Source organism: Maricaulis sp. CAU 1757 (assembly GCF_054482675.1).
This window is the reverse complement of record NZ_JBTLRI010000004.1, coordinates 68,975-90,062: the sequence shown is the minus strand read 5'-3', so window position 1 is coordinate 90,062 and position 21,088 is coordinate 68,975. Positions and strand designations below refer to the sequence as shown.

Sequence of the window (21,088 nt, the reverse complement as noted above, 5' to 3'; positions counted from 1 at the left end):
GCACAAGGGAGATTCGACGATGGAGATGTTGTCGATTGACTACTGGGTCGATGATGCGGCGGGTCTTGCGCACATGGGGCTCGCATTGCTCGCCCTGGCGACGGGACCGGCCGTCTTTCTCTTGCGCAAGGGTACTACCCTGCATCGCTCGCTCGGCTATGTCTATCTTCTGTCCATGCTGGTCGTGAACATTACGGCGCTGACGCAATACGACATCAATGGCGGCTTCACCCTGTTCCACGGCTTTGCCATTCTCAGCCTGGCCGGACTGCTGGCGGGATTCTGGGCCATTCGCAGCTATGTTCACGGGCGAAGGCCGGCAGCGCTCGTCGGGCACGCCAAGGGTATGGCGTGGTCCTATTTCGGACTGTTTGCTGCGGGAACGAGCCAGACACTGCCGCGCATCTTTCCCGGTCTCGCCTCCAGCCCTGAGGCTTTCTACATCTTCCTCGCCGTCAGCCTGATTGCGGGCGGGGCCCTGACATCCTGGATGCTCAAGCGGGCTCTGCCGGGCTTCATGGCCCGCTATGCGCAGCTACCGGGCTGACAAGTTTGTCTGGATCGCCATAAAGGAGTGACCCTATTGTCAGGGCCCTCTAGCCAAGCGCGGACCGAGATGGACAAGACTTTCACGCCCCAAGATGCCGAAGCCGGGATTTACCAGGCCTGGGAAGATGCCGGAGCCTTCCAGCCGGTGGACGATCCGTCCGCGCCGGCCTTTTCCATCGTCATCCCGCCGCCCAATGTGACCGGGCGGCTGCACATTGGCCATGCGCTCAACAACACGCTGCAGGACGTCCTTGTCCGCTACAAGCGCATGCTCGGATATTCCGTGCTGTGGCAACCGGGCACCGACCATGCCGGGATCGCCACCCAGATGGTGGTCGAGCGCCAGCTCGCCAATGAGGGCAACCGCTCGCGCCGCGACATGGGCCGCGAGGCCTTCGTCGAGCGGGTCTGGGAATGGAAAGAGGAAAGCGGCGGGCAGATCCTGCAGCAGCTGCGCCGGCTCGGCGCCACCTGCGACTGGTCACGGGAAAGGTTCACCCTGGACGAGGGCCTGTCCGAGGCCGTCATCAAGGTCTTTGTTGAACTGCACCAGCAAGGGCTGATGTATCGCGACAAGCGTCTGGTGAACTGGGACCCGCATTTCCAGACCGCGATCTCCGACCTCGAGGTGGAGAACCGCGAGGTGCAGGGCCACTTCTGGCATTTCGCCTATCCGCTGGCCGACGGCTCGGGCGAGCTCGTCGTGGCAACGACGCGCCCGGAGACCATGCTGGGCGATGTCGCCGTGGCCGTGCATCCGGACGACGAGCGCTACCAGCATCTCGTCGGCAAGACGGTGAAACTGCCGATCGCCGATGTCGAGATCCCGATCGTGGCGGACGAGCATGCGGATCCGGAGCAGGGCACCGGCTGCGTCAAGATCACCCCGGCGCACGACTTCAACGATTTCGAGGTCGGCGCCCGCCACGACCTGCCGAAGATCAACATCCTTGACCGCGAGGCGCGCCTGCTGTCCGAGGACGATGGCACGGGCGGGCTCGATCGCATCCCGGCTGAGTGGCGCGGGCTGGACAGGTTCGACGTGCGCAAGAAGATCGTGGCCCGGTTCGAGGAGCTCGGCCTGCTGCGCGGCATCGAGGACAAGACTGTGATGCAGCCCTTTGGTGATCGCTCCGGCGTGGTCATCGAGCCCTGGCTGACCGACCAGTGGTTCGTTGACGCCCAGACGCTGGCCAAGGAAGCCATTGCCGCGGTCGAGGACGGACGTACTACCTTCCATCCGAAGAACTGGGAAAAGACCTATTTCGAATGGATGCGCAACATCCAGCCCTGGTGCGTGTCACGCCAGCTGTGGTGGGGGCATCGCGTCCCGGCCTGGTATGATGCCGACGGGAATATCTTCGTCGCCGAGAGCGCTGAAGCAGCTCAAGCTCAGGCGCGCGACACGCATGGCCGGGATGTCGAACTGACCCAGGACGAGGATGTCCTCGACACCTGGTTCTCCTCCGCACTGTGGCCGTTCTCGACGCTGGGCTGGCCGCAGGAGACGCCGGAACTGGCGCGCTTCTACCCGACCTCTGTGCTGATCACGGCCTTCGACATCATCTTCTTCTGGGTCGCCCGCATGATGATGCAGGGGCTGCATTTCATGGACGAGGCGCCATTCAAGGACGTCTACATCCACGCCCTGGTCCGTGACGAGAAGGGCCAGAAGATGTCGAAGTCCAAGGGCAATGTCATCGACCCGCTGGAACTGGTCGACGAGTATGGCGCCGATGCCGTGCGCTTCACCCTGGCGGCACAGGCCGGCCAGGGCCGCGACATCCGCATGTCGAAGGCCCGCGTCGAGGGCTATCGCAACTTTTCCACCAAGCTGTGGAATGCGGCCCGTTTCTGCGAGATGAACGAATGCAGGCCGGTCGACGGTTTTGACCCGAAATCGGTCAAGCAAACGGTCAACAAGTGGATCCTGTCCGAAGCCGGCCAGGCGGTCGCCGCGATCGAGGCGGGGCTCGATGGCTATCGCTTCAATGACGCCGCCAGCGCCGCCTACAAATTCGTCTGGAACGTGTTCTGCGACTGGCACCTGGAATTTGCCAAGCCATTGCTCCAGGGCGACGATACGCAGGCCCAGGCCGAGACACGGGCGACGACCGCCTTCGTGCTCGACCAGGCGCTCAAGATGCTCCACCCCTTCATGCCCTTCGTCACCGAGGCTCTGTGGGAACAGACCGGCGACCGCGATACCCAGCTGATCAGCGCCGCATGGCCCAAGCTGGATGGTCTGCAGGACGCCGATGCGGCGGCCGAGATCAACTGGCTGATCGATCTCATCACCGACATCCGGCGTCTGCGCGCGGAGATGAATGTGCCGGCCGGTGCCAAGATCGACCTGGTCGCGGTGGGGGCTGATGACGACACCCAGGATCGGCTCGACGAGCACCAGGCGGTGATCAGCCGCATGGCGCGACTGGCGGATATCAGTTTCTCCGATGCTGTTCCTCCGGCCTCCGCCCAGACGGTGGTCGGCGAGACCACCATTGCCCTGCCGCTGGAAGGCGTCATCGACTTCGACGCCGAGCGCGCGCGTATCGCCAAGGAGGTCAAGCGCCTCGATGGCGAGCTGATGCGGCTCGACAAGAAGCTCGGCAATGAGAAATTCGTCGCCAATGCCCCGCCGGAGGTGGTCGCCGAACAGCGCGAGAAGCAGGACGAGTACCGCCAGCAGCGCGACAAGATGGCGGCGGCCCTGGACCGGCTCGCGGCGCTCTAGTGGACGAGAAACGGTTCGACCGGATCTGGCGGACAGTCGGTCCGCATCTGGCCCTGCTGGAAGGCGAGCGCCGACGCGTCACGCGTCGGCGCCGCATCGTGTTCGGTATCGGCGGTTTCATCACCTTGCTGGCCGGTCTGGCTGCTCTGCTGGCGCAGAGCCCGGTCCTGCTAGTTGCCGCGGTCGCAATCGCGGTGATTGCCCTCATCATAGGCCAGCACCCGGTCGGCCAGCTGCAGGGCCGCATCAAGCAGGACATCAATGATCGTCTTGCTGGCGCGTTGAAGCTGGCTTACACGGCAAAGCCTGCTGCACCTTGCCGGTTTGAAGCGTTCTGCGAGTTCGGCCTGTTGCCGGCGCACGAACGCGCCGGGTTTGAGGACCAGTTCAGCGGCGAGGCGCATGGGTGCGATTTCGACCTCTGTGAGGTCCATCTCGAGCAGAAGGTCCGCAACGGCAAGAAGTCCTACTGGATCACCGTGTTCCAGGGTGTAGTCATTCGTGTGAGCTTCCCGCGCAAGGTGGAAGGCATCACCGTCATTGGCCGAGATCAGGGTTGGCTCAACTCGCTGGGCGCGGTGGGGCACAGATTTGGCCAGCACAAGCTGGAGCGCATCGGGCTGGTCGATCCGGTCTTCGAGAAAGTGTTCGAAGTGTATGGCGACGACCAGGTCGCGGCGCGCTACATGCTCACACCCTCCTTCATGGAGCGCTTGCTGGGCCTGGAGGAGAGCCTCAGCGGCCGTCAGGTGCGGGCGCTCTTCCACGAGGCGCTTGGCAGGGGCGAGCTCCTGATTGCCGCTGAAACCGGAAACCTGTTCGAGGCGGGTTCGATGTCCGTTCCGCTGACGGACCAGCGCCGGGTCCGCCGCATTGTCGGTGAGCTTGCTGAGGTCCTGGGGCTGGTCGATCAGGTCGTGGCCCCGCCGAGGGATGACGATCGCAACCTGTGGGATCGTCGTTCCAGCTGATGGCACACGCAGGCTAGGCCGGGGTCCGTGTGGTTTGCGAGATCTGCTCGGCCAGTCGGTCGATATCCTCGGGTAGCAGGTTCTCCACCTGGATCTTCGTGTGCTCTGCCGGCGCGGATTGCCGCTTGCGGGCCCGGTTGTAGGCCGGGTCGTAATGGTGCTCGACAAGGGCGCGGGCGAGCGCTTGGTGGTCGCCGGCTTCGGCCAGGGCCTGCCAGCTCGCGATGACCTCGCGCGAGTGGAAGCCCCTCAGTCCCTCGATGGCGGCGTCCAGCTTCTCTCGGTCCTGGATGAGGTCTGGATAGGCACTCACCAGATAGCCGGCCCGCGCGTCCAGAGGGGCTTCGATGACAATGCGAGGCGCGGCCTGCATGGCCCGCCACAGGCGCGGCGGCACGCGGCAGCGCCCGACCTGTCGGGATTCGGCTTCCACATAGACAGGGCGTGCAGGGTCGAGCGCGCGGAGGGCCTGCAGGACCGCGGTCTCGAAGGCTTTCTGGCTGGGCTGGGGCTGGTCGGCGAAATCGCCGAAGATCGAACCACGATGGCAGGCCAGCCCTTCCAGGTCGATGATCTGTTCCCCGCGTGCCTGCAGGGCCAGAAGCAGGGATGTCTTGGCGGTGCCGGTCTGGCCATCAATGAGGGTCACCGGAATCGGGTCCGCGCGGTCAAGCTGGTCAACCACATGCCGGCGCCAGGTTCGATAGCCCCCTTCCAGAAGCGTGACCCGCCAGCCCACCTCGGCCATGATCGTGGCCATGGAATGCGAGCGCTGGCCGCCACGCCAGCAGTATACCAGTGGCTTGAAGCCGCGCGGCCGGTCGGCGAGGGCGGTCTCCAGATGGCGGGCGATGTTGCGCGATACTAGGGCTGCGCCCATGCGCCGAGCCTCAAACACGGAGACCTGCTTGTAATGCGTGCCGACGCGGGCGCGTTCCTCGTCGTCGAGCACCGGCAGGTTGATGGCGCCGGGCAGGTGGTCCTCGGCATATTCCGAAGGCGAGCGCACATCGATGATGGCATCAAACGGTTCCAATCCGGCGGCGGATAGGTCATCTGTTGTGACAATCTTCGACATGAGGACTCGCGTCTGGCCGTTCCGGCCGAGACCATGCCGTCCGCACAGCTGTAAGGGAAGGCCTGCGACATGGATGATCACACCCGTGAGACAGACACCGAATCCGCTCCACGCCTGACCTCGCTGGCCCATGGCGGGGGGTGTGGCTGCAAGCTGGACCCGGCTGTCCTGCGGGATCTTCTGGGGGAGGCCGCGCCGCTGCCAATGCCGACCGACCTCCTGGTCGATGCCTCGACGCGTGATGATGCTGCTGTGTGGCGTGTCAATGACGAGACGGCGCTGGTGGCAACCACAGACTTTTTCACTCCGATAGTCGACGACCCGACCGAGTTCGGGCGCATCGCGGCCACCAATGCCCTGTCGGATGTCTACGCCATGGGGGCCACACCGATATTTTGCCTCGCACTTCTGGGCATGCCGGTGAAGGCGCTGGCTCCGGAAGTGATCCGCGCCATCCTGGCCGGCGGCCGTTCGGTCGCCCAGGAGGCCGGCGCACCGATCGCTGGCGGACATTCAATCGACACTGCCGAGCCGATCTATGGCCTGGTCGCGCTGGGTGTGGTGCATCCGCAGCGCCTGTTGACGAATTCCGGAGCCAAGGCCGGCGATGTTCTCATTCTCGGCAAACCGCTCGGCATCGGGATCTATTCGGCCGCGCTGAAGCAGGGGCGGCTGGACGAGGCGGCCTACGCGGAGATGATCGCCTCCACCACGCGCCTCAACCGCCCGGGCGCCGACCTTGCCGGCATGGACGGGGTTCACGCAGTCACGGATGTCACCGGCTTTGGTCTGCTCGGTCACTTGCTGGAGATGTGCGAGGGTGCCCAGCTGCGTGCCAAGGTCGAGCGCGATCGCGTCCCGGTCTTCGAAACCGCCCGCAAGCTGGCCGCAGCCGGTGTCCGTACCGGAGCTTCGGGCCGCAATTGGGCAGCCGTCGAGGCCCATGTCCGCGAGGCTGCCTCGATCAGCGAACTTGACCGTACCCTGCTGTGCGACCCGCAGACATCCGGCGGTCTGCTCGTCAGCTGTTCAGCCGGCCAGGCCGACGCTGTCATCTCGCTGTTCGAGACGCATGGCCACAGCGCTGCAGCGATCGGACGCATGGATGCGGGTGAGGCAGGCATCAGCCTGGCCTAGGGGACAGGCGCTCAGGGTTGGATGGAGGCCGGTTCGTCAAGCCGGCGCTCCCATCCCGCCCTGTCCGGTTGGTAATAGGGTGCCTGCAGCTCACGGACATCGCCAGCCAGCCGGTAGGTCAGCATGAATTGCGCGATCGAGTCGAAATCGGCGACCAGAACCGGCTGGTGCTGGTCGTCGAAGGTGATGTCTGCGTTGAACAGCGACCATAGCCAGCGTTGCCAGGCCGCGACCTCGAAGCGGGTCGGGCTGTAATAGTGCGCCAGATTGGTCTTGATCTGGGTCCGGTCGCGACGCTGCCAGGCGGCTGCCGAGATCAGGTCGAGCAGGTATTCATCGGCGCCCTGATAGCGCAGGTCGAGCGGGTTCGAGAGCCGCGAATGGACCGGCTGGTGAAGCCGCCACATGTCCGGTGAGGCGGCCAGTTCGAGCAGGCGCATCTGTATTTCCGGGGTCGGTATGATCAGCCCGACCTGTCCCACTGCATCACCGCGCACGAAGTCGTAGGGCCAGTCCTGCACGGCCTGGGTCCGACCGGCCAGGAGGGGGTCGGGACGCAAATGATACACGGCATAGCCGGTGTGCTGGCTGCCATCGCTCATCCGGATCGGACCATAAACCCACAGCGAGGCGTGGTCGTAGCGCCGGTTTCCGGCCAGCCTGTCGCGGGCGCGGCCGGCGCGGAAGACGATGGCGGCGCGGGCGCCGCGAGCGGCCAGTTCGCGCTCGATCTGCTTGGAGAACGCCGCCAGTTCGGCCGGGCTCGCCAGGCGGTCACCGGGCGTCTGGCCCGTTTGCGGCGCACAGGCGGCCAGCAGCAGGACCAGGCAGGCGAAGCCCGTCACAAGCGCGCGCATCAGTCACGGCCCTCGTACGGCCGGGGCGTCTCGCTGATGATGATGGCGTCCCCGATGGGCAGGGCACCGGTGGCCGGGGGTGACCCGTCGGGAGCTGGCAAGGCGGAGACCGGGACGGGATCTTCAGGCGAGCGCATTGGGGATGGCGCGTTATCGGAAGGCGGCCGCGAAACGGCCTCGACCGCCATCCGATGGGCGGCTCGAGCATGATGGCCCGGCGCTTCGGGGGGCGGAGGTGCGTAGCCCGTCGGACCCGGCGTGGACGCGGTGCGCTGGTCCGTCCTGCCGGCCTGGGTCTCGGCGGGCTGGGACTGGGCCTGGGTGTCCGGGCGGGCGGTGCGGAAATCCTGGCTCAGCGCCGGCGCGGTAAGGCCGGCACAGGCGAGGCAAACGAGAAGGGCGCAAGGCAGGGCAGGTCGCATGACAGGCCTTTCGGGTCGGCGGATGGTTCCGGCAACCTAGCATAGGCCTATTCCCGCGGCGCGGGAAAATCGATCAGAGGTCGAAACTTCCGACGATCGGGATGTGATCGGAAGCCTTTGGAAGTCCACGTGTCTTGCTATGGATCTCGATGGCCTTGAGGCGATCCGCCGCCTGCGGAGAGCACAGCAGATGATCGATCCGGATACCGTGACCCTTCTGCCAGCGGCCGGCCTGGTAATCGTAGAACGTATACTGGTGGCCGCGGCCGTCGACCTGCTCGAACGCGTCGGAATAACCCAGCCACTTGATGGCCCGGAAGGCGGCCCTGCTGGTCGGAAGGGCGAGCGCGTCGTCGGCCCAAACGTCCGGGTCCCAGCAATCACTGTCGCGCGGAATGATGTTGTAGTCGCCAGCCAGGATGTTGGCCTCTTCCAGCGCGAGCAGCCCGGCGGCGTGGCGGCGCAGGCGCTCCATCCAGGCCAGCTTGTAATCGTATTTCGGCCCCGGCGCCGGATTGCCGTTGGGCAGGTAGATGGAGGCGATCCGGACGGGGCCGCTGTCGGCCGCGATCACGGCCTCGATATAGCGTGCCTGTTCGTCCGTGTCGTCGCCGGGCAGGCCGGTGCGGACCTCCTCGATGGGCAGACGCGAGAGCAGGGCCACGCCATTGTAGGACTTCTGGCCGTGCGTCTCGACATTATAGCCGAGCGCCTCGATCTCGAGCCGGGGAAAGGTCTCGTCGACGGTCTTGATTTCCTGCAGGCATACAACGTCCGGCTTGGCCTCGCTCAGCCAGTCGAGCACATTGGGCAGGCGGGCCTTGACGGAGTTGACGTTCCAGGAAGCGACGGTCAGGGACATGGTGGCTCGGCTCGGCTAGGATCGGGTAAGAAGGCACCATAGGCAGTTTGCAATCGGTGTGAAGCGGGGAGAACTGTGATGTCGAGAACAGCGGCGATCTGGGTGGCAGGCCTGGCGATACTGGCCGCGGGCAGCGCGACCGGAGGTCTGCGGGCAGACCATCATGTCGAGCCGCCGGCGGCGGTCGCGGCGGAATTGCGCAGTGAGCTGGCGCCGCTCGAATTTCTCGCTGGCAAGTGCTTCACAGGGGTCTTCCCGGGCAGCGAAACTTTCGATGTGCATTGCTTTACCCCCGTCCTCGGCGGCCAGTTCCTGCGCGACGTGCACGCAGTGCCGCAGGGGGGCGACGTGTATCGCGGCGAGACCCTCTACCACTGGGATGCCGAGGCGCAGGTGATCCGCTATCGCTATTACAACTCGCTGGGGGGCACGAGCGACGGCACGGCACAGCCGCAACCGGACGGATCCATCCGCTTCCCCGACGAAACCTATGCCCAGGAGGGCGAGGCGCCGAGAGTGTTTACCACCGAGTGGCGCCGACGGGGCGATGGAGGCTACGACGTGAGCACGGCCGAGATTGTCGATGGCGAGCCGACGGGCGGGATGACAGTCGAGTTCGAGCCGATCAGCCGCGAAATGGCCGACGAGCTGATCCAGGACGGTCTCTAGAATCCGGCGAAAGTGGCGAACTCGTCGATGTCGGCGCGCTCCGAGCGCAATCGGTTTACCGGCGCGTCCGGGTCACCATAACCCAGTGCGATTCCGCACCACACCCGGTGCGTGTCGGGGACGCCGAGGACCTTGCCCACGGTGCGGCAGCGGGTCATCCAGGCTTCCTGCGCGCAGGTGGCCAGTCCCGCTTCCTCCGCCGCAAGCATCAACGCCATCACGAACATGCCGGCATGGGCCCACTGGTTCGGGTTCATGCGGGTATCGAGGCTGATGAACAGGCCGACCGGCGCATCGAAGAACTCGAAATTGCGCAGCACCTGACCCAGCCGTCCCATCTTGTCGTCGCGACCGATGCCGAGCTCGGCATACATCTGCTCCGCCAGCGTATAGCGCCGGGTCCGGAAGGGCTCCCACAGCTTGGGCGGGTAGGCGCCGAATTCATTCTCGTCTTCGAACGGGGCGGCCTCCAGGCGCGCCCGCACCGCGTCGATGACCGCCTGCCGGGCTTCGCCGGTCACAACATCGACCCGCCAGGGCTGGAGATTGCCGCCGGACGCCGCCCATCGGGCGCTGTCGAGAATGCCTCGAACCTGCTCTTGGCTGACCGGGATGTCGAGAAAGGCACGCGTGGAAATGCGCTGCCGCAGGGCCGCGCTGACGCTCAAACTGTCTGTCATCAGGATCAGATCTCGCCCAGCGGGACGAAGCTGCCGAAGATCAGGCGCTTGCCGTCGAACGGCATGTCATCGAACTTCATGCGCGGGTCCGACATCATCTTCTCCATGCCGGCATCGCACGTCGCCTTGTCCGGCCACACCGCCCAGGAGAAGGTGACGACCTCGTCCTCCTTGCACTGGACGGCCTTGGGAAAGGAGGTCACCTCGCCCTCGGGCACATCATCGCCCCAGCAATCCACGGCCTGCGTGGCGCCATACTCGCGCATGACTTCGCACATCACCCTGCTGCTCTCGATGAACTTGTCGCGGTTCGCCTTGGGCACCGCTGCGACATACCCCTGGACATAGGCCATGACCGCCTCCTCCTCGCTGTTTTGCAGGCAGGATAGGCGAGGGGATGCAGTCGGGCGAGGGGCTAGACCGAAAAACTCGTGCCGCAGCCACACGCCGCGGTGGCATTGGGGTTGTGGATCTTGAACGAAGCGCCGATGAGCTCGTCGACATAGTCGATCTCCGAGCCTTCCAGGAAGGGCAGGGAGGCCTCGTCGATGACGACGCGGGCGCCGTCGCGCTCGATGACGCTGTCATCGTCCGCAACCTGCTTGTCGAGGTCGAATGTATAGGAAAAGCCGGAACAGCCGCCGCCGACCACGCCGATGCGCAACAGGCTGGCATCGGCCTGACTGGCGATGATCGTCTTGATCTGTTCGGCCGCCGAAGCGGAAAGGGTCACGTTTACGGTCATGTCAGAGCCAATTCGGGCATTTCAGTTTCCTGCACACATGCGTATATGGACCGCCCCGTGTGCCGATTAAAGGGCCCAGCATCATGACCACAGCGGCGAATTCATCCGAACGCGCTTCCTATGCCTGTCATCCGTCGCATTCACGCGGCCGGCGGTTTCCGCAGCCCGACAGTGAAATGCGCAATGCCTTCCAGCGTGATCGCGACCGCATTATCCATTCCGCCGCATTTCGCCGTCTCAAGGAAAAGACCCAGGTCTTCGTTGCCCATGAGGGCGACCAGTACCGTACCCGGCTGACCCATTCCCTGGAAGTGGCGCAGATTGCCCGCACGCTGGCCCGTGTCCTGGGCGCCGACGAGGACCTTGCCGAGGCACTGGCCCTGGCCCACGATCTGGGGCATCCGCCCTTCGGTCACGAAGGCGAGCGTGTCCTCGCCCAGCGCATGAAGCAGTTTGGCGGGTTCGATCACAATGCCCAGACCTTGCGGGTGGTGACCAAGCTGGAGGTACGCTACCCGGAGTTCGAGGGGTTGAACCTGACCTGGGAAACCCTGGAGGGGGTGGTCAAGCACAACGGCCCGCTATTGCCAAAGGGGTCGGACGAGAAGGATCTCGCCTGGGCCTTTACCGATTACGCGGGCTGGCGTGAGCTGGAACTCGACACGCATGCCGGCATAGAAGCGCAGATCGCCGCCCTGTCTGACGACATCGCCTACAACAATCACGATCTCGATGACGGCCTGCGGTCCGGCCTGCTGGAGTTGGAGCCATTGCTCGAATTGCCGCTGGTCGGGGACATTTTCCGTCGCGTGCGCGAGCGCTGGCCGGACCAGCCGCAGACCATCATCATCCACGAGGCGGTGCGCGACCTGATCGGGGTCATGGTGTCCGATGTGCTGCGCGAGAGCCGGCAGCGTCTCGACGAAGCCCGGCCGGACAGTCCGGAGGCCGTGCGGGCGCTGGATCGGCCGATGATCGCATTCTCGGAAGAGATGACCCTCCATCTTGCCGCCCTGCGCCGCCATCTGTTCGCCCACATGTACCGCCACTACAAGGTGAACCGGATGAAGAGCCAGGCCGGGCGGGTGATGCAGGACCTGTTCGATCTGTACCTGTCCGACCCGGGTGTCCTGCCGACCGAGATCCAGGCCGAGATGAAGGGGGCTGGCACGGCCGAGACAGCGCGGCGGGTGTGCGACCACATCGCCGGCATGACCGACCGGGCGGCCATAGAGGAGCACCGTCGCCTGTTTACCGTGCAGGGCTATTTCTAGCCTGCCACGCAGGGTCAGCAGCGCCGGACTTGAATGTTATTCTGAAGGCTGGTCAGGTGATTCGCCTGATCGGGGAGACGGGTGAGTTTCAGGACAAGATGACAGACCAGGACGAAGATGCCCGGATTGGTGCCTATGCGCCGCCGACCGACGAGTTCAGCACGTTCGATGCGCGCGAGGAGGAAGCCCGGCGCGGCCCGCTGCTCCTGACCGCGGCGCTGGCCGTGTTCATCCTGTTCCTCGGCGTGGTCTGGAGTGCGTATAATCAGGGTCTGCGCGAAAGTGGCCGTGAGGGCGCGCCGCGTCTGGTCGCCGATGTCGAGCCCTACCGCGAACGCCCGGCCGATCCGGGCGGCGAGGAAACGCCTGATACCGATCTGGATGTCTATAACCGCCTGACCGGAGAAAGCGGTGAGGGCGACGAGGACGTGTCGCTGCGCCCGGCGCCGGAGGAGCCGCTGGAAGACAGCCGCCCGCCGCTGCGCGTCGAGACGGTCGACGCTGACCGCACCGGCAATCAGCCGGACGTGACCCCGCGACAGTCGCCGCAGCGTGACGAGCCGTTGGTCGAAACGCCAGCGGAGCCTGTGGCTGAGCCGGAGCCTGAGCCGGTACGCCAGCCGGAGCCGGAAGCCCCGGCGCCGCGTGAACCCGACCCTGTGCCGGCCTCGACCTCGCCGAGCGGTATCGACGTAACCGGCGAATGGGTGGTCCAGATCGGCTCCTTCCGCAGCGAAGCTGACGCCGAGGGGGCCTGGGTCGCCTTCCAGGGCCGGTTCTCCGACATCGCCTCCGGTCTGCAGCCCGATGTGGCGTCCGTCGATATTCCCAATCGCGGCGTCTATCACCGGCTGCGCATTGCCGCCTTCGACACGCGCGAAGCAGCGGTCGCCTTCTGCGCGACCCTGCAGGGGCGTAGCCAGGACTGCCTGGTGGCGCGTCGATGAGCGCGTCGAGCACGATTTTCGGTCTGGCGGGGCTGACGCTTGCGCCGGACGAGAAAGCGTTTTTCCGGGACGCCGACCCGTGGGGCTTCATTCTCTTCGCGCGCAATGTGAAGGACGAGGCCCAGGTCTCGCGCCTGACGCTCGAGCTGCGCGATTGCGTCGGCCGTGACGCCCCGGTGCTGATCGACCAGGAAGGCGGCCGTGTGGCGCGCCTGCGACCGCCGACCTGGCGGGCCGCTCCTGCTGCCGGCCTGTTCGCCGATCTCTATCGCCGCGACGAGGAGACCGCGATTGCCGCCACCCGGCTCAACCACCGTCTGCTGGCGCACGAATTGCGGGCCATCGGCGTCGATGTCGATTGTGCTCCGGTGGTCGACCTGCTGATCGAGGGCGCTGACGACATCATTGGTGACCGGGCCTTCGGGACCGATCCGGAGCCGGTGATCCATCTCGGCCGGGCGGCCATGGACGGGCTGATGGCCGGCGGCGTGGCGCCGATCATCAAGCACATTCCAGGGCATGGCCGGGCCAAGGCGGACAGCCATCTCGAACTGCCCGTGGTCGAGGAAGAGCACGGCCTGCTGTCCGAGACCGATTTCGCGCCCTTCAAGGGGCTCAGCGACGCGGTCATGGCGATGACGGCACATATCGTCTACGCCGATATCGATCCGGACCAGCCGGCCACGACCTCGTCCGACATGATCGAAAAGGTGATTCGCGGCGAGATCGGCTTTGACGGTCTGCTGATGACCGACGACCTGTCGATGAAGGCCTTGTCCGGTTCGTTCCGCGAGCGTGGCGAGCGCTCGCTCAAGGCCGGTTGCGACTTGCTGCTGCACTGCAATGGCGATGCCGGCGAAATGCGGGCCGTCGCCGAGGCCGGGCGGCGCCTGTCCGGTCGGGCCCTCGAGCGTGCCGAAGCGGCCGAGGCCGTGCGCCGCGAGATCGAGGATTTCGACCCGGGCGAGGCCGAATCACGGCTCAATGAATGGCTGGAGCCGGTGAGGAAGCCGGCCTGACACCAAACCCGGGAGCGGCGTGAGCGAGGAATTCGAGGAAGACGTCCGGTTCGAGGCCGCTGAACAGGCCGAAGCCGAAGCCCTGGTGGTCGATCTCGACGGGTTCGAGGGGCCGCTTCACCTCCTGCTCGCCCTGGCCCGCAAGCGCAAGGTCGACCTGGCCCGGATATCCATTCTCGAGCTGGCCGAGCAATACCTTGAATTCATGGAGGCGGCGCAGCGTCGTCGTCTTGATCTCGCCGCCGATTACCTGGTCATGGCGGCCTGGCTCGCCTTCCTCAAATCCAAGCTGCTTCTGCCCAAGCCGGCCAAGGAGGAGGACGAGCAACCGGCCGAGGTGATGGCTGCGGCGCTGGCCTTCCGGCTGCGCCGACTTGAAGCCATGCGGGCCGCCGGCGAGGCCCTGCATGCCGCTCCGCTCCTTTACACTCATGTCTTCCCGCCGGGCCAGCCGGACGGGGTGAGGGCGACCCGTTCGGTCGTCTATGAAGCTGACCTGCACGACCTGTTATCGGCCTATGCGAGGCGCCGCGTGATCCAGGCGCGTTCGGTCTACCGTCCCGAAACGCCCCGCGTTTACGGCCTGGAAACTGCAAGGGAACGTCTGGAATCGCTGATGCCTCAAATCAGTGAATGGAAAGAGCTGGATAGCCTGTTGCCCGGAGCCGGTGAGCTGGGGGCTAACCCGCCTCCACGGCGGTCGGTGAAGGCGAGCTCGGTGTTGGCCGCGCTTGAAATCGCCAAGGAAGGACATGCAGTTTTGCGCCAGCGGGAGGCCTTCGGGCCGCTCTTCGTGCGCGCCACGCCAGAGGATGGCCGAGACCATGAGTAAAGACGACGACGGCAGCGAACCCGACGCCATCTCCAATGCCATCGCGGCGTTGCGGGAACGGGCGACGCACCAGGGGCCGAGCGCCCGCTCTGATGCGGAAGCGGAAGCCGCGCTGGGGGTGCGTCTGGCCATCAATACCGAGCGCCGCAATCTGCGCGTCCTCGAAGCGCTGCTGTTTGCCGCCGCCGAACCGCTCGACGAGGAAACCCTGATCGGGCGGCTGCCGCTGGAGGCCAACCTGCAGGACCTGCTGGGCAAGCTGCGCGAGGAATACGCCGAGCGTGGTGTGCGCCTGGTCGAGGTTGGCGGTCGCTGGCGATTCGAAACCGCGCCGGATCTGGCCGACGTGCTGACCGAGGTGCGCCGCGAGCCGCGCAAACTGTCCCAAGCGGCCCTCGAGACGTTGTCCATCATTGCCTATCACCAGCCGGTGACCCGGGCCGAGATCGAGGAAATCCGCGGCGTCGCCGTGTCCAAGGGCACGCTGGACCTGCTGTTCGAACTGCGCTGGATCAGGCCGCGCGGCCGCCGGCGCTCGCCGGGGCGCCCGGTGACCTACGGAACGACTCCGCAATTCCTCGAATATTTCGGCCTGCCTTCGGTCGGCGATCTGCCCGGCATGGCCGACCTCAAGGCAGCCGGACTACTCGATGCGCGCCTGCCGCCGGACTTCACGGTTCCCGACCCCACGCACAGTGTCGAAGCCGACCTGCTGGAGGACCCGCTGGACGAGGCCGAGGCGCATGCCTTCCACGTCGACTTCATGGAAGCCGGTGACGAGGATGACTGACGCGTTGGACGCCGCGCGCCAAACGCAGTAGACCCAAGCAGAGTTGTGAATGACGGAGGGGCAAATGGCTCCAGGTGTGTGGCAAATCCTTCTGGTGGTCCTGCTGGCCGTCCTGCTGTTCGGCGGACGCGGCAAGATCGCCTCGATCATGGGTGATTTCGCCAAGGGGATCACCAGCTTCCGCAAGGGCTTGAAGGACGAGGACGAGAGCGACACGCCGTCCGCGACCGAGGGCGGGCAGGATGCGGCCGCCACGCGGGCCACGATCGAGCGCGATACCGCGGTCGTGGGCACGCCCGTCAAGGACGACGAAAAGACCGGGAGCTAGGCCATGTCTCCCGGCATCGGAGGGCCGGAGCTGCTGGTCGTGCTCGTACTGGCCCTGGTGGTCGTCGGGCCGCAGCAATTGCCGGTCCTGATGCGCAAGGTCGGTCGCATGATGGCCCAGGCCCGCGCCATGGCGAAGGAATTCCAGGCCAGTTTCGAGGAAATCGGTCGCGAGACCGAGCTCAGCGAGCTGCGCAAGGAAATCGAGGCGCTCAAGAAAGCCAATCCGATCGAGGATATTCGCGGCGAGATCGACAAGACGGCGCTGGCCGTGCGCGATGACCGCATCCGTGACATGAAGATCGCCCAGGCCGAGAAGTCCCGCAGCACCGTGCCGCCGAAACAGCCGGACCCCATCCCGGCAGCGGACAACACCATTCACGCGCCCGACGGTGAAAGCGATCCGGAAGCCGACGCCGCGCGCGACGCCCGGCAGGCTGGCAAGGACGGGGATTGAGCATGCAGGGCATCGAGGATGACGAAGTCGAGGCCAGCCGCGCCCCGCTGATCGATCACCTGGTCGAGCTGCGCCGACGGCTGGTCATAGTCATCGGTTTCCTGATCGTCGGTTTTGCCGTCTGCTTTGCCTTTTCCAGCCATATCTACGAATGGCTGCTCCTGCCGTACCGCGATGCCGCGGCGGCTGTGCGTGGCGTGCCGGCCGAGGAACTGGACCTGACCGCCAACTTTTTTGCGCCACTGGAGTTCTTCTTCGTGCGGCTGAAGCTGGCTCTGGTCGGGGCCATCATCATCATCTTCCCGGTCATCGCCTGGCAGGTCTACGCCTTCGTGGCGCCGGGACTGTACAGGAATGAGCGCGGCGCCTTCGCGCCTTTCCTGGCCCTGTCTCCGGTCCTCTTCGGGGTCGGCGTGGCCTTTGTCTATTTCATCGTCCTGCCGATGGTGATGCGCTTCTCGCTGGGCCAGGAGCAGGTGTCCGGCCTGGCCGGAACGCGCATCGAGCTGCTGCTCAACGTGACCGACTATATGAGCCTGATCACCACCTTGATGCTGGTGTTCGGCATATCCTTCCAGATGCCGGTCTTCCTGATGCTGCTGGCCCGCGCCGGCATTCTCAAGGCGCGCACCCTGCTCAAGGGCTGGCGCTTTGCCCTGGTCGGCATTTTCCTGTTCGCCGCCTTCGCCACGCCGCCGGATCCGGTCAGCCAGATCCTGCTCGGCGGAGCCTTGCTGGGCCTCTACTTCCTGTCCATCGGGGCGATGTTCCTGATGCAGCCGAAAGACGAGGCCGAAGCCGAGGCGTGAGCCGGTTTACCTGTCCGCGCCGCGCCGCTATAGCCCTCTTTCCGCCAGCCGCCATCCAGTCCGGGACGACCAGCCATGCATGACATCAAGACCATCCGCGATAATCCGGAGGCGTTCGACGCCAGCCTGGCCAAGCGGGGCATGGAGGCCCAATCACCGGTGCTGCTGGAGCTCGACGCCAAGCGGCGCGAGGCGGTCTCCAACCAGCAGGCAGCCGAAACCGAACGCAACGCCCTGTCCAAGCAGATCGGCAAGGCCAAGGCGGCCGGCGACGAGGCCGAGTTCAATCGGCTGCGCGCCGAGGTCGACCGGCTGAAGACGGTGCTCGAGGAAGCCGGCCAGCAGGCCCGGCATTTCGACGAGACGCTCAACCAGCACCTGGCGGCGCTGCCCAACCTGCCGGACGACGAGGTGCCGGTCGGCGAGGACGAGGCGGCGAACGAGGAAGTGCGCCGCTGGGGCGAACCGCGAACCATGGAATTCGAGCCGCGCGACCATGTCGACGTCGGTGAAGGTCTCGGCCTGATGGATTTCGAGGCGGCCGCGACGATCGCCGGCGCCCGCTTCGTCGCGCTGAAGGGTGGGTTGGCCAAGCTCGAGCGCGCCCTCGGCCAGTTCATGCTCGACCTGCACACCACGGAACACGGCTATACCGAGGTGTCGCCGCCGCTTCTGGTCCGCGACGAGGCCATGTTTGGGACTGGTCAGCTCCCCAAGTTCGCCGACGATTCTTTCCGCACCACCGATCATCGCTGGCTCATTCCGACCGCGGAAGTGCCGCTGACCAATCTGGCCCGCGAGCAGATCCACGCCGAGACCGATCTGCCGTTGCGCATGACGGCCCAGACGCCGTGCTTCCGATCGGAGGCCGGCTCGGCCGGGCGCGACACGCGCGGCATGATCCGCCTGCACCAGTTCAACAAGGTCGAACTGGTCTCGATCACCACGCCGGATGACAGCGCTGCCGAACTCGATCGCATGACCGCGGCGGCGGAGAAGGTGCTGCAACTGCTGGAGCTGCCCTACCGCGTGATGCTGCTGTCCTCGGGCGATATGGGTTTCTCGGCCCGGCGCACCTACGACCTGGAAGTCTGGGTGCCGAGCCAGAACACCTATCGCGAGATCTCCTCCTGCTCCAATTGCGGGGAATTCCAGGCCCGTCGCATGAAGGCGCGCTTCCGCAAGGACGGCGAGAAGAAACCGCAATTCCTGCACACGCTGAACGGCTCCGGCGTGGCCACCGGCCGGGCGCTTGTGGCGATCCTGGAGAATTGCCAGAACGCCGACGGCTCGGTGACCATCCCGGCCGTGCTGCGGCCGTACATGGGCGGTATCGAGCGGCTGGGCGGCTAGGCCGTTAGCGGCTTGGACGAATCCTCGGCGTTCTGCCTGTGACGCTGGCGTGCCGGGCTGCGGCGACCGGCCAGCATCAGGGCGCCAATGGCCAGGCCTGTCGCCAGCGCGGACCCGACCAGCACGCCGAGGCGGACGCGTTCCATCAGGTCCGGATCGGCAAACGCCAGTCCGCCGATGAACAGGCTCATGGTGAAGCCGACACCGGTCAGGCATGACAGGCCGTAGAGGTGCAGCCAGCTGACCCCTTCCGGGCGGCGCGCGATGCGCAGGCGAATGGCCAGGGCCATGGCTCCGAACACGCCGAACTGCTTGCCGATGACCAGCCCGGCGATGATGCCGAGGGTGACCGGGGCTGTCAGGTCACCGAGCGTCAAACCGCCAAAGGCCACACCGGCATTGGCAAAGGCGAAGATCGGCAGCACTCCGAAGGCGACCCACGGGTGCAGCTTGTGCTCGAGCGCATGCAGCGGACTGTGGGACGCATCATCGCGACTCTGTAGCGGCACGGCGAGGGCGGTGATCACACCGGCCAGGGTGGCATGCACACCGGATTTGAGCAGGCAGGTCCACAGCACTGCGCCGACCAAAAGGTAGATCGGCAGGGACTGCACGCGGCCGCGATTGAGGGCGATCAGCATGGCGCTGGCGGCAACTGCCAGAGCGAGCGGCTGGAGGGCGACCTGCTCCGTGTAGAACAGGGCGATGATCAGGATGGCACCGAGATCGTCGATGATGGCGATGGCCAGCAGAAGCACCTTGAGCGCGGTCGGTACCCGCTTGCCGAGCAGCAGCAGGATGCCGAGCGCGAAAGCGATGTCCGTGGCCGCCGGGATGGCCCAGCCGCTCTGTGTGGCCGGGGTGTCGGCGTTGAATGCGAGATAGACCAGAACCGGTCCGACCATGCCGCCCAGTGCAGCCACCAGGGGCAGGGCGGACTTGTCGAGGCTGTTGAGCTGTCCCTCCAATACTTCCCGCTTGATCTCCAGGCCGACGAGCAGGAAGAACACGGCCATCAGCAGATCATTGATCCAGAGCGTCAGCGGCTTGTCGATGGCCAGGGCGCCAACCTCGATCGCGATTGGCGTGGCCAACAGACCGTCGCGCAGCTCCGCGAGGGGCGAGTTGGCAGCGATCAGGGCCAGCGCCGCGGCCACGATCAGGATCAGGCCGGCTGCGCTTTCAAGGCGAAGGAATTCGTTTAGACGGGCGAGGATTGCGGACATGGCTCCACCTGTGGCGAAAGGAGAAAATGCCGACCCGGCCGCATAGGGGCTGTGCGGCCGGGTCGGGTGTGGCCTCGAAAGCCAACCTCCGGGAGGGGGCAGGGAAGCGGTGGCTTTCGAGGTTATGTGGCCTAGTTCAGGCGGCGACGGCGCCGACGCCGGCGGCGTCCGACACCTTCGTCTCCGAGGAACCGCTCCGCACGCTCACCGGTCCGGCGCGGCAGGCCGGTTCCTCGGTATACGTGGATGGATCGGGCGGCTTGGCTGTAGGTCACTTTGATCTCCTGTGTTGGTGACAGCCGGAAGATAGGGCTGGCCCGAGTTTCGGAAAAATATAATAATCCTGTCGTATCGATAGTCTGAGGCTATGAATGCGACCGACCTTGCGACAACTCGAATATGTTCTTGCGGTAGCCGAGCTCGGGCGTTTCGGGGCGGCGGCCGAGCGCCTGAATGTCAGCCAGCCCAGCCTGTCGGCGCAGATCAGTGATGCCGAGGCGCAGCTCGGCGCGGTGCTGTTTGAGCGCGGTCGCACGGGCGCCCTGCTGACCCCGGTCGGACACGAGGTGGTGCGACGCGCACGGGTCGTCCTGCGTCAGATGGAAGATCTGAAATCGGCGGCGCTTGGCGGCGGTCAAGGACTGTCAGGTCGCATCCGGCTCGGCGTCCTGCCCACGGTCGGCCCCTATCTGCTGCCGCGTTGCACGGCCCGCTTGCACGCCGAATTCCCCAGCCTGCGCCTGATGATCCGGGACGAACCCTCGATCCGCCTGCAGGAGCACCTGGCCGACGGTCAGCTGGACGCGGTCATTTCAACGCCTGAGGATCATCCCGGCTGCGCCCACCGCACCCTGTTCGAGGAGGGGCTCTGGGCCGGATTGCCGCTGGAAGACGAGCTGTCGGCCGGCAGCGGGCCGATCGAAAGCCGGGAACTCTCGGGGCATGCGCTGCTCACGCTGGGGCTCGGCCACCGTCTGACTGCCATGGTGCAGGATCTGGCCGCGCGCGCGGAAGCCTTCATCAGCACCGATTATCAGGGCACTTCGCTGGATGCCATCCGGCACATGGCGGCGCTCGGGGCGGGCACAGCCGTGCTGCCGGAGCTCTATGTGCGCTGTGAGGCGATGCGCGATGCAGCCTTGTGCTTCAGGCCGATCGCGGATCCGTCCGCCCGCCGCCGCATCGCTCTGTGCTGGCGGACCAGTTCGCCCATTGCCGAGGGGCTTGAGCAGCTCGCCATTGTGCTCAGCGAGGCCGGGCAGCAAGCGATGAAGTGAACAGTCCTGCGGGATGTCCTGGCGCGGCGTGTTGGTTTACAAGCGCCCGGTCCGCTCCTTTTGTCGACCGTGA

At 65.7% G+C, this 21,088-nt stretch carries 22 protein-coding genes; 15 read left to right on the top strand and 7 right to left on the bottom strand.

What is annotated here, in order from left to right; genetic code table 11:
• Nucleotides 1–25: 25 nt before the first annotated feature.
• From ACXYMR_RS11395 to ACXYMR_RS11385, 3 genes are all read left to right on the top strand, one after another.
• On the top strand, nt 26–547 hold the full coding sequence (locus ACXYMR_RS11395; protein ID WP_458942994.1) for a DUF2306 domain-containing protein: 522 nt from the start codon (nt 26–28) through the stop codon (nt 545–547).
• A gap of 69 nt (nt 548–616) precedes the next feature.
• Nucleotides 617–3,283 carry a valine--tRNA ligase gene (locus ACXYMR_RS11390; RefSeq protein WP_458942993.1) on the top strand — a complete coding sequence of 889 codons (2,667 nt, stop codon included), beginning with the start codon at nt 617–619 and terminating at the stop codon, nt 3,281–3,283.
• Nucleotides 3,283–4,254: a DUF3137 domain-containing protein gene (locus ACXYMR_RS11385; RefSeq protein WP_458942992.1), complete on the top strand. Its 972-nt coding sequence runs from the start codon at nt 3,283–3,285 to the stop codon at nt 4,252–4,254. Before ACXYMR_RS11390 ends, ACXYMR_RS11385 begins: the two co-directional genes overlap by 1 nt.
• A gap of 13 nt (nt 4,255–4,267) precedes the next feature.
• On the opposite strand, the gene mnmH is transcribed toward ACXYMR_RS11385, so the two are convergent.
• Nucleotides 4,268–5,332 carry a tRNA 2-selenouridine(34) synthase MnmH gene (mnmH, locus tag ACXYMR_RS11380; protein WP_458942991.1) on the bottom strand — a complete coding sequence of 355 codons (1,065 nt, stop codon included), beginning with the start codon at nt 5,330–5,332 and terminating at the stop codon, nt 4,268–4,270.
• 69 nt (nt 5,333–5,401) lie between these two features.
• Between mnmH and selD the strand changes: the two genes are divergently transcribed.
• Nucleotides 5,402–6,469 (top strand): selenide, water dikinase SelD, encoded by a 1,068-nt coding sequence (gene selD / locus ACXYMR_RS11375; RefSeq protein ID WP_458942990.1) that lies wholly within the window; start codon nt 5,402–5,404, stop codon nt 6,467–6,469.
• Between the two features lie 11 nt (nt 6,470–6,480).
• Here the strand turns inward: selD and ACXYMR_RS11370 are convergent, their stop codons facing one another.
• Both ACXYMR_RS11370 and ACXYMR_RS11365 read right to left on the bottom strand, forming a co-directional pair.
• On the bottom strand, nt 6,481–7,326 hold the full coding sequence (locus ACXYMR_RS11370; RefSeq protein ID WP_458942989.1) for a DUF2145 domain-containing protein: 846 nt from the start codon (nt 7,324–7,326) through the stop codon (nt 6,481–6,483).
• A 495-nt stretch (nt 7,327–7,821) separates the two neighbouring features.
• Complete coding sequence (locus tag ACXYMR_RS11365) at nt 7,822–8,610, bottom strand: exodeoxyribonuclease III (protein ID WP_458942988.1); 789 nt, start codon at nt 8,608–8,610, stop codon at nt 7,822–7,824.
• Nucleotides 8,611–8,688: 78 nt separating this feature from the next.
• Here ACXYMR_RS11365 and ACXYMR_RS11360 point away from each other — a divergent pair, with 78 nt between their 5' ends.
• Nucleotides 8,689–9,279 carry a hypothetical protein gene (locus ACXYMR_RS11360; protein WP_458942987.1) on the top strand — a complete coding sequence of 197 codons (591 nt, stop codon included), beginning with the start codon at nt 8,689–8,691 and terminating at the stop codon, nt 9,277–9,279.
• On the opposite strand, the gene ACXYMR_RS11355 is transcribed toward ACXYMR_RS11360, so the two are convergent.
• The 3 genes from ACXYMR_RS11355 to erpA form a co-directional block, all read right to left on the bottom strand.
• The gene (locus tag ACXYMR_RS11355; RefSeq protein WP_458942986.1) at nt 9,276–9,959 is read right to left on the bottom strand and encodes a nitroreductase; all 684 of its coding nucleotides are present in this window, start codon (nt 9,957–9,959) and stop codon (nt 9,276–9,278) included. The genes ACXYMR_RS11360 and ACXYMR_RS11355 overlap by 4 nt on opposite strands.
• Nucleotides 9,960–9,964: 5 nt before the next feature.
• Complete coding sequence (locus ACXYMR_RS11350) at nt 9,965–10,312, bottom strand: DUF1428 domain-containing protein (RefSeq protein ID WP_458942985.1); 348 nt, start codon at nt 10,310–10,312, stop codon at nt 9,965–9,967.
• Between the two features lie 62 nt (nt 10,313–10,374).
• Entirely contained in the window at nt 10,375–10,704 is a 330-nt protein-coding gene (gene erpA / locus ACXYMR_RS11345) for an iron-sulfur cluster insertion protein ErpA (RefSeq protein WP_458942984.1), read from the bottom strand.
• Between the two features lie 83 nt (nt 10,705–10,787).
• Here erpA and ACXYMR_RS11340 point away from each other — a divergent pair, with 83 nt between their 5' ends.
• The 9 genes from ACXYMR_RS11340 (at nt 10,788) to serS (ending at nt 18,512) form a co-directional block, all read left to right on the top strand.
• Entirely contained in the window at nt 10,788–11,978 is a 1,191-nt protein-coding gene (locus ACXYMR_RS11340; RefSeq protein WP_458942983.1) for a deoxyguanosinetriphosphate triphosphohydrolase, read from the top strand.
• Nucleotides 11,979–12,007: 29 nt separating this feature from the next.
• Nucleotides 12,008–12,925 (top strand): SPOR domain-containing protein, encoded by a 918-nt coding sequence (locus ACXYMR_RS11335; RefSeq protein WP_458942982.1) that lies wholly within the window; start codon nt 12,008–12,010, stop codon nt 12,923–12,925.
• On the top strand, nt 12,922–13,944 hold the full coding sequence (nagZ, locus tag ACXYMR_RS11330; protein WP_458942981.1) for a beta-N-acetylhexosaminidase: 1,023 nt from the start codon (nt 12,922–12,924) through the stop codon (nt 13,942–13,944). The genes ACXYMR_RS11335 and nagZ overlap by 4 nt, the downstream gene beginning before the upstream one ends.
• A gap of 19 nt (nt 13,945–13,963) precedes the next feature.
• Entirely contained in the window at nt 13,964–14,776 is an 813-nt protein-coding gene (locus ACXYMR_RS11325) for a segregation and condensation protein A (protein WP_458942980.1), read from the top strand.
• On the top strand, nt 14,769–15,566 hold the full coding sequence (gene scpB / locus ACXYMR_RS11320) for an SMC-Scp complex subunit ScpB (RefSeq protein WP_458942979.1): 798 nt from the start codon (nt 14,769–14,771) through the stop codon (nt 15,564–15,566). The genes ACXYMR_RS11325 and scpB overlap by 8 nt, the downstream gene beginning before the upstream one ends.
• 64 nt (nt 15,567–15,630) lie before the next feature.
• Nucleotides 15,631–15,894: a twin-arginine translocase TatA/TatE family subunit gene (locus ACXYMR_RS11315; protein ID WP_458942978.1), complete on the top strand. Its 264-nt coding sequence runs from the start codon at nt 15,631–15,633 to the stop codon at nt 15,892–15,894.
• A 3-nt stretch (nt 15,895–15,897) separates the two neighbouring features.
• Complete coding sequence (gene tatB / locus ACXYMR_RS11310; protein WP_458942977.1) at nt 15,898–16,350, top strand: Sec-independent protein translocase protein TatB; 453 nt, start codon at nt 15,898–15,900, stop codon at nt 16,348–16,350.
• Between the two features lie 2 nt (nt 16,351–16,352).
• Nucleotides 16,353–17,159 carry a twin-arginine translocase subunit TatC gene (gene tatC / locus ACXYMR_RS11305; RefSeq protein WP_458942976.1) on the top strand — a complete coding sequence of 269 codons (807 nt, stop codon included), beginning with the start codon at nt 16,353–16,355 and terminating at the stop codon, nt 17,157–17,159.
• A gap of 75 nt (nt 17,160–17,234) precedes the next feature.
• Entirely contained in the window at nt 17,235–18,512 is a 1,278-nt protein-coding gene (gene serS / locus ACXYMR_RS11300) for a serine--tRNA ligase (protein ID WP_458942975.1), read from the top strand.
• Here the strand turns inward: serS and nhaA are convergent.
• Nucleotides 18,509–19,738 carry a Na+/H+ antiporter NhaA gene (gene nhaA, locus ACXYMR_RS11295; RefSeq protein WP_458942974.1) on the bottom strand — a complete coding sequence of 410 codons (1,230 nt, stop codon included), beginning with the start codon at nt 19,736–19,738 and terminating at the stop codon, nt 18,509–18,511. The genes serS and nhaA overlap by 4 nt on opposite strands.
• A 383-nt stretch (nt 19,739–20,121) precedes the next feature.
• Between nhaA and ACXYMR_RS11290 the strand changes: the two genes are divergently transcribed.
• Nucleotides 20,122–21,015 (top strand): hydrogen peroxide-inducible genes activator, encoded by an 894-nt coding sequence (locus tag ACXYMR_RS11290; RefSeq protein ID WP_458942973.1) that lies wholly within the window; start codon nt 20,122–20,124, stop codon nt 21,013–21,015.
• Nucleotides 21,016–21,088 lie beyond the last annotated feature (73 nt).

What these genes read in the sequence shown, in the direction of transcription:
- ACXYMR_RS11350 (WP_458942985.1), bottom strand. Translation starts at nt 10,312, where the DNA reads ATGGCCTATGTCCAGGGGTATGTCGCAGCGGTGCCCAAGGCGAACCGC.
- selD (WP_458942990.1), top strand. Translation starts at nt 5,402, where the DNA reads ATGGATGATCACACCCGTGAGACAGACACCGAATCCGCTCCACGCCTG.
- ACXYMR_RS11355 (WP_458942986.1), bottom strand. Translation starts at nt 9,959, where the DNA reads ATGACAGACAGTTTGAGCGTCAGCGCGGCCCTGCGGCAGCGCATTTCC.
- ACXYMR_RS11390 (WP_458942993.1), top strand. Translation starts at nt 617, where the DNA reads ATGGACAAGACTTTCACGCCCCAAGATGCCGAAGCCGGGATTTACCAG.
- ACXYMR_RS11365 (WP_458942988.1), bottom strand. Translation starts at nt 8,610, where the DNA reads ATGTCCCTGACCGTCGCTTCCTGGAACGTCAACTCCGTCAAGGCCCGC.
- ACXYMR_RS11315 (WP_458942978.1), top strand. Translation starts at nt 15,631, where the DNA reads ATGGCTCCAGGTGTGTGGCAAATCCTTCTGGTGGTCCTGCTGGCCGTC.
- ACXYMR_RS11360 (WP_458942987.1), top strand. Translation starts at nt 8,689, where the DNA reads ATGTCGAGAACAGCGGCGATCTGGGTGGCAGGCCTGGCGATACTGGCC.
- tatC (WP_458942976.1), top strand. Translation starts at nt 16,353, where the DNA reads ATGCAGGGCATCGAGGATGACGAAGTCGAGGCCAGCCGCGCCCCGCTG.
- nagZ (WP_458942981.1), top strand. Translation starts at nt 12,922, where the DNA reads ATGAGCGCGTCGAGCACGATTTTCGGTCTGGCGGGGCTGACGCTTGCG.
- ACXYMR_RS11340 (WP_458942983.1), top strand. Translation starts at nt 10,788, where the DNA reads ATGACCACAGCGGCGAATTCATCCGAACGCGCTTCCTATGCCTGTCAT.
- ACXYMR_RS11370 (WP_458942989.1), bottom strand. Translation starts at nt 7,326, where the DNA reads ATGCGCGCGCTTGTGACGGGCTTCGCCTGCCTGGTCCTGCTGCTGGCC.
- mnmH (WP_458942991.1), bottom strand. Translation starts at nt 5,332, where the DNA reads ATGTCGAAGATTGTCACAACAGATGACCTATCCGCCGCCGGATTGGAA.
- ACXYMR_RS11395 (WP_458942994.1), top strand. Translation starts at nt 26, where the DNA reads ATGTTGTCGATTGACTACTGGGTCGATGATGCGGCGGGTCTTGCGCAC.
- tatB (WP_458942977.1), top strand. Translation starts at nt 15,898, where the DNA reads ATGTCTCCCGGCATCGGAGGGCCGGAGCTGCTGGTCGTGCTCGTACTG.
- serS (WP_458942975.1), top strand. Translation starts at nt 17,235, where the DNA reads ATGCATGACATCAAGACCATCCGCGATAATCCGGAGGCGTTCGACGCC.
- scpB (WP_458942979.1), top strand. Translation starts at nt 14,769, where the DNA reads ATGAGTAAAGACGACGACGGCAGCGAACCCGACGCCATCTCCAATGCC.
- nhaA (WP_458942974.1), bottom strand. Translation starts at nt 19,738, where the DNA reads ATGTCCGCAATCCTCGCCCGTCTAAACGAATTCCTTCGCCTTGAAAGC.
- erpA (WP_458942984.1), bottom strand. Translation starts at nt 10,704, where the DNA reads ATGACCGTAAACGTGACCCTTTCCGCTTCGGCGGCCGAACAGATCAAG.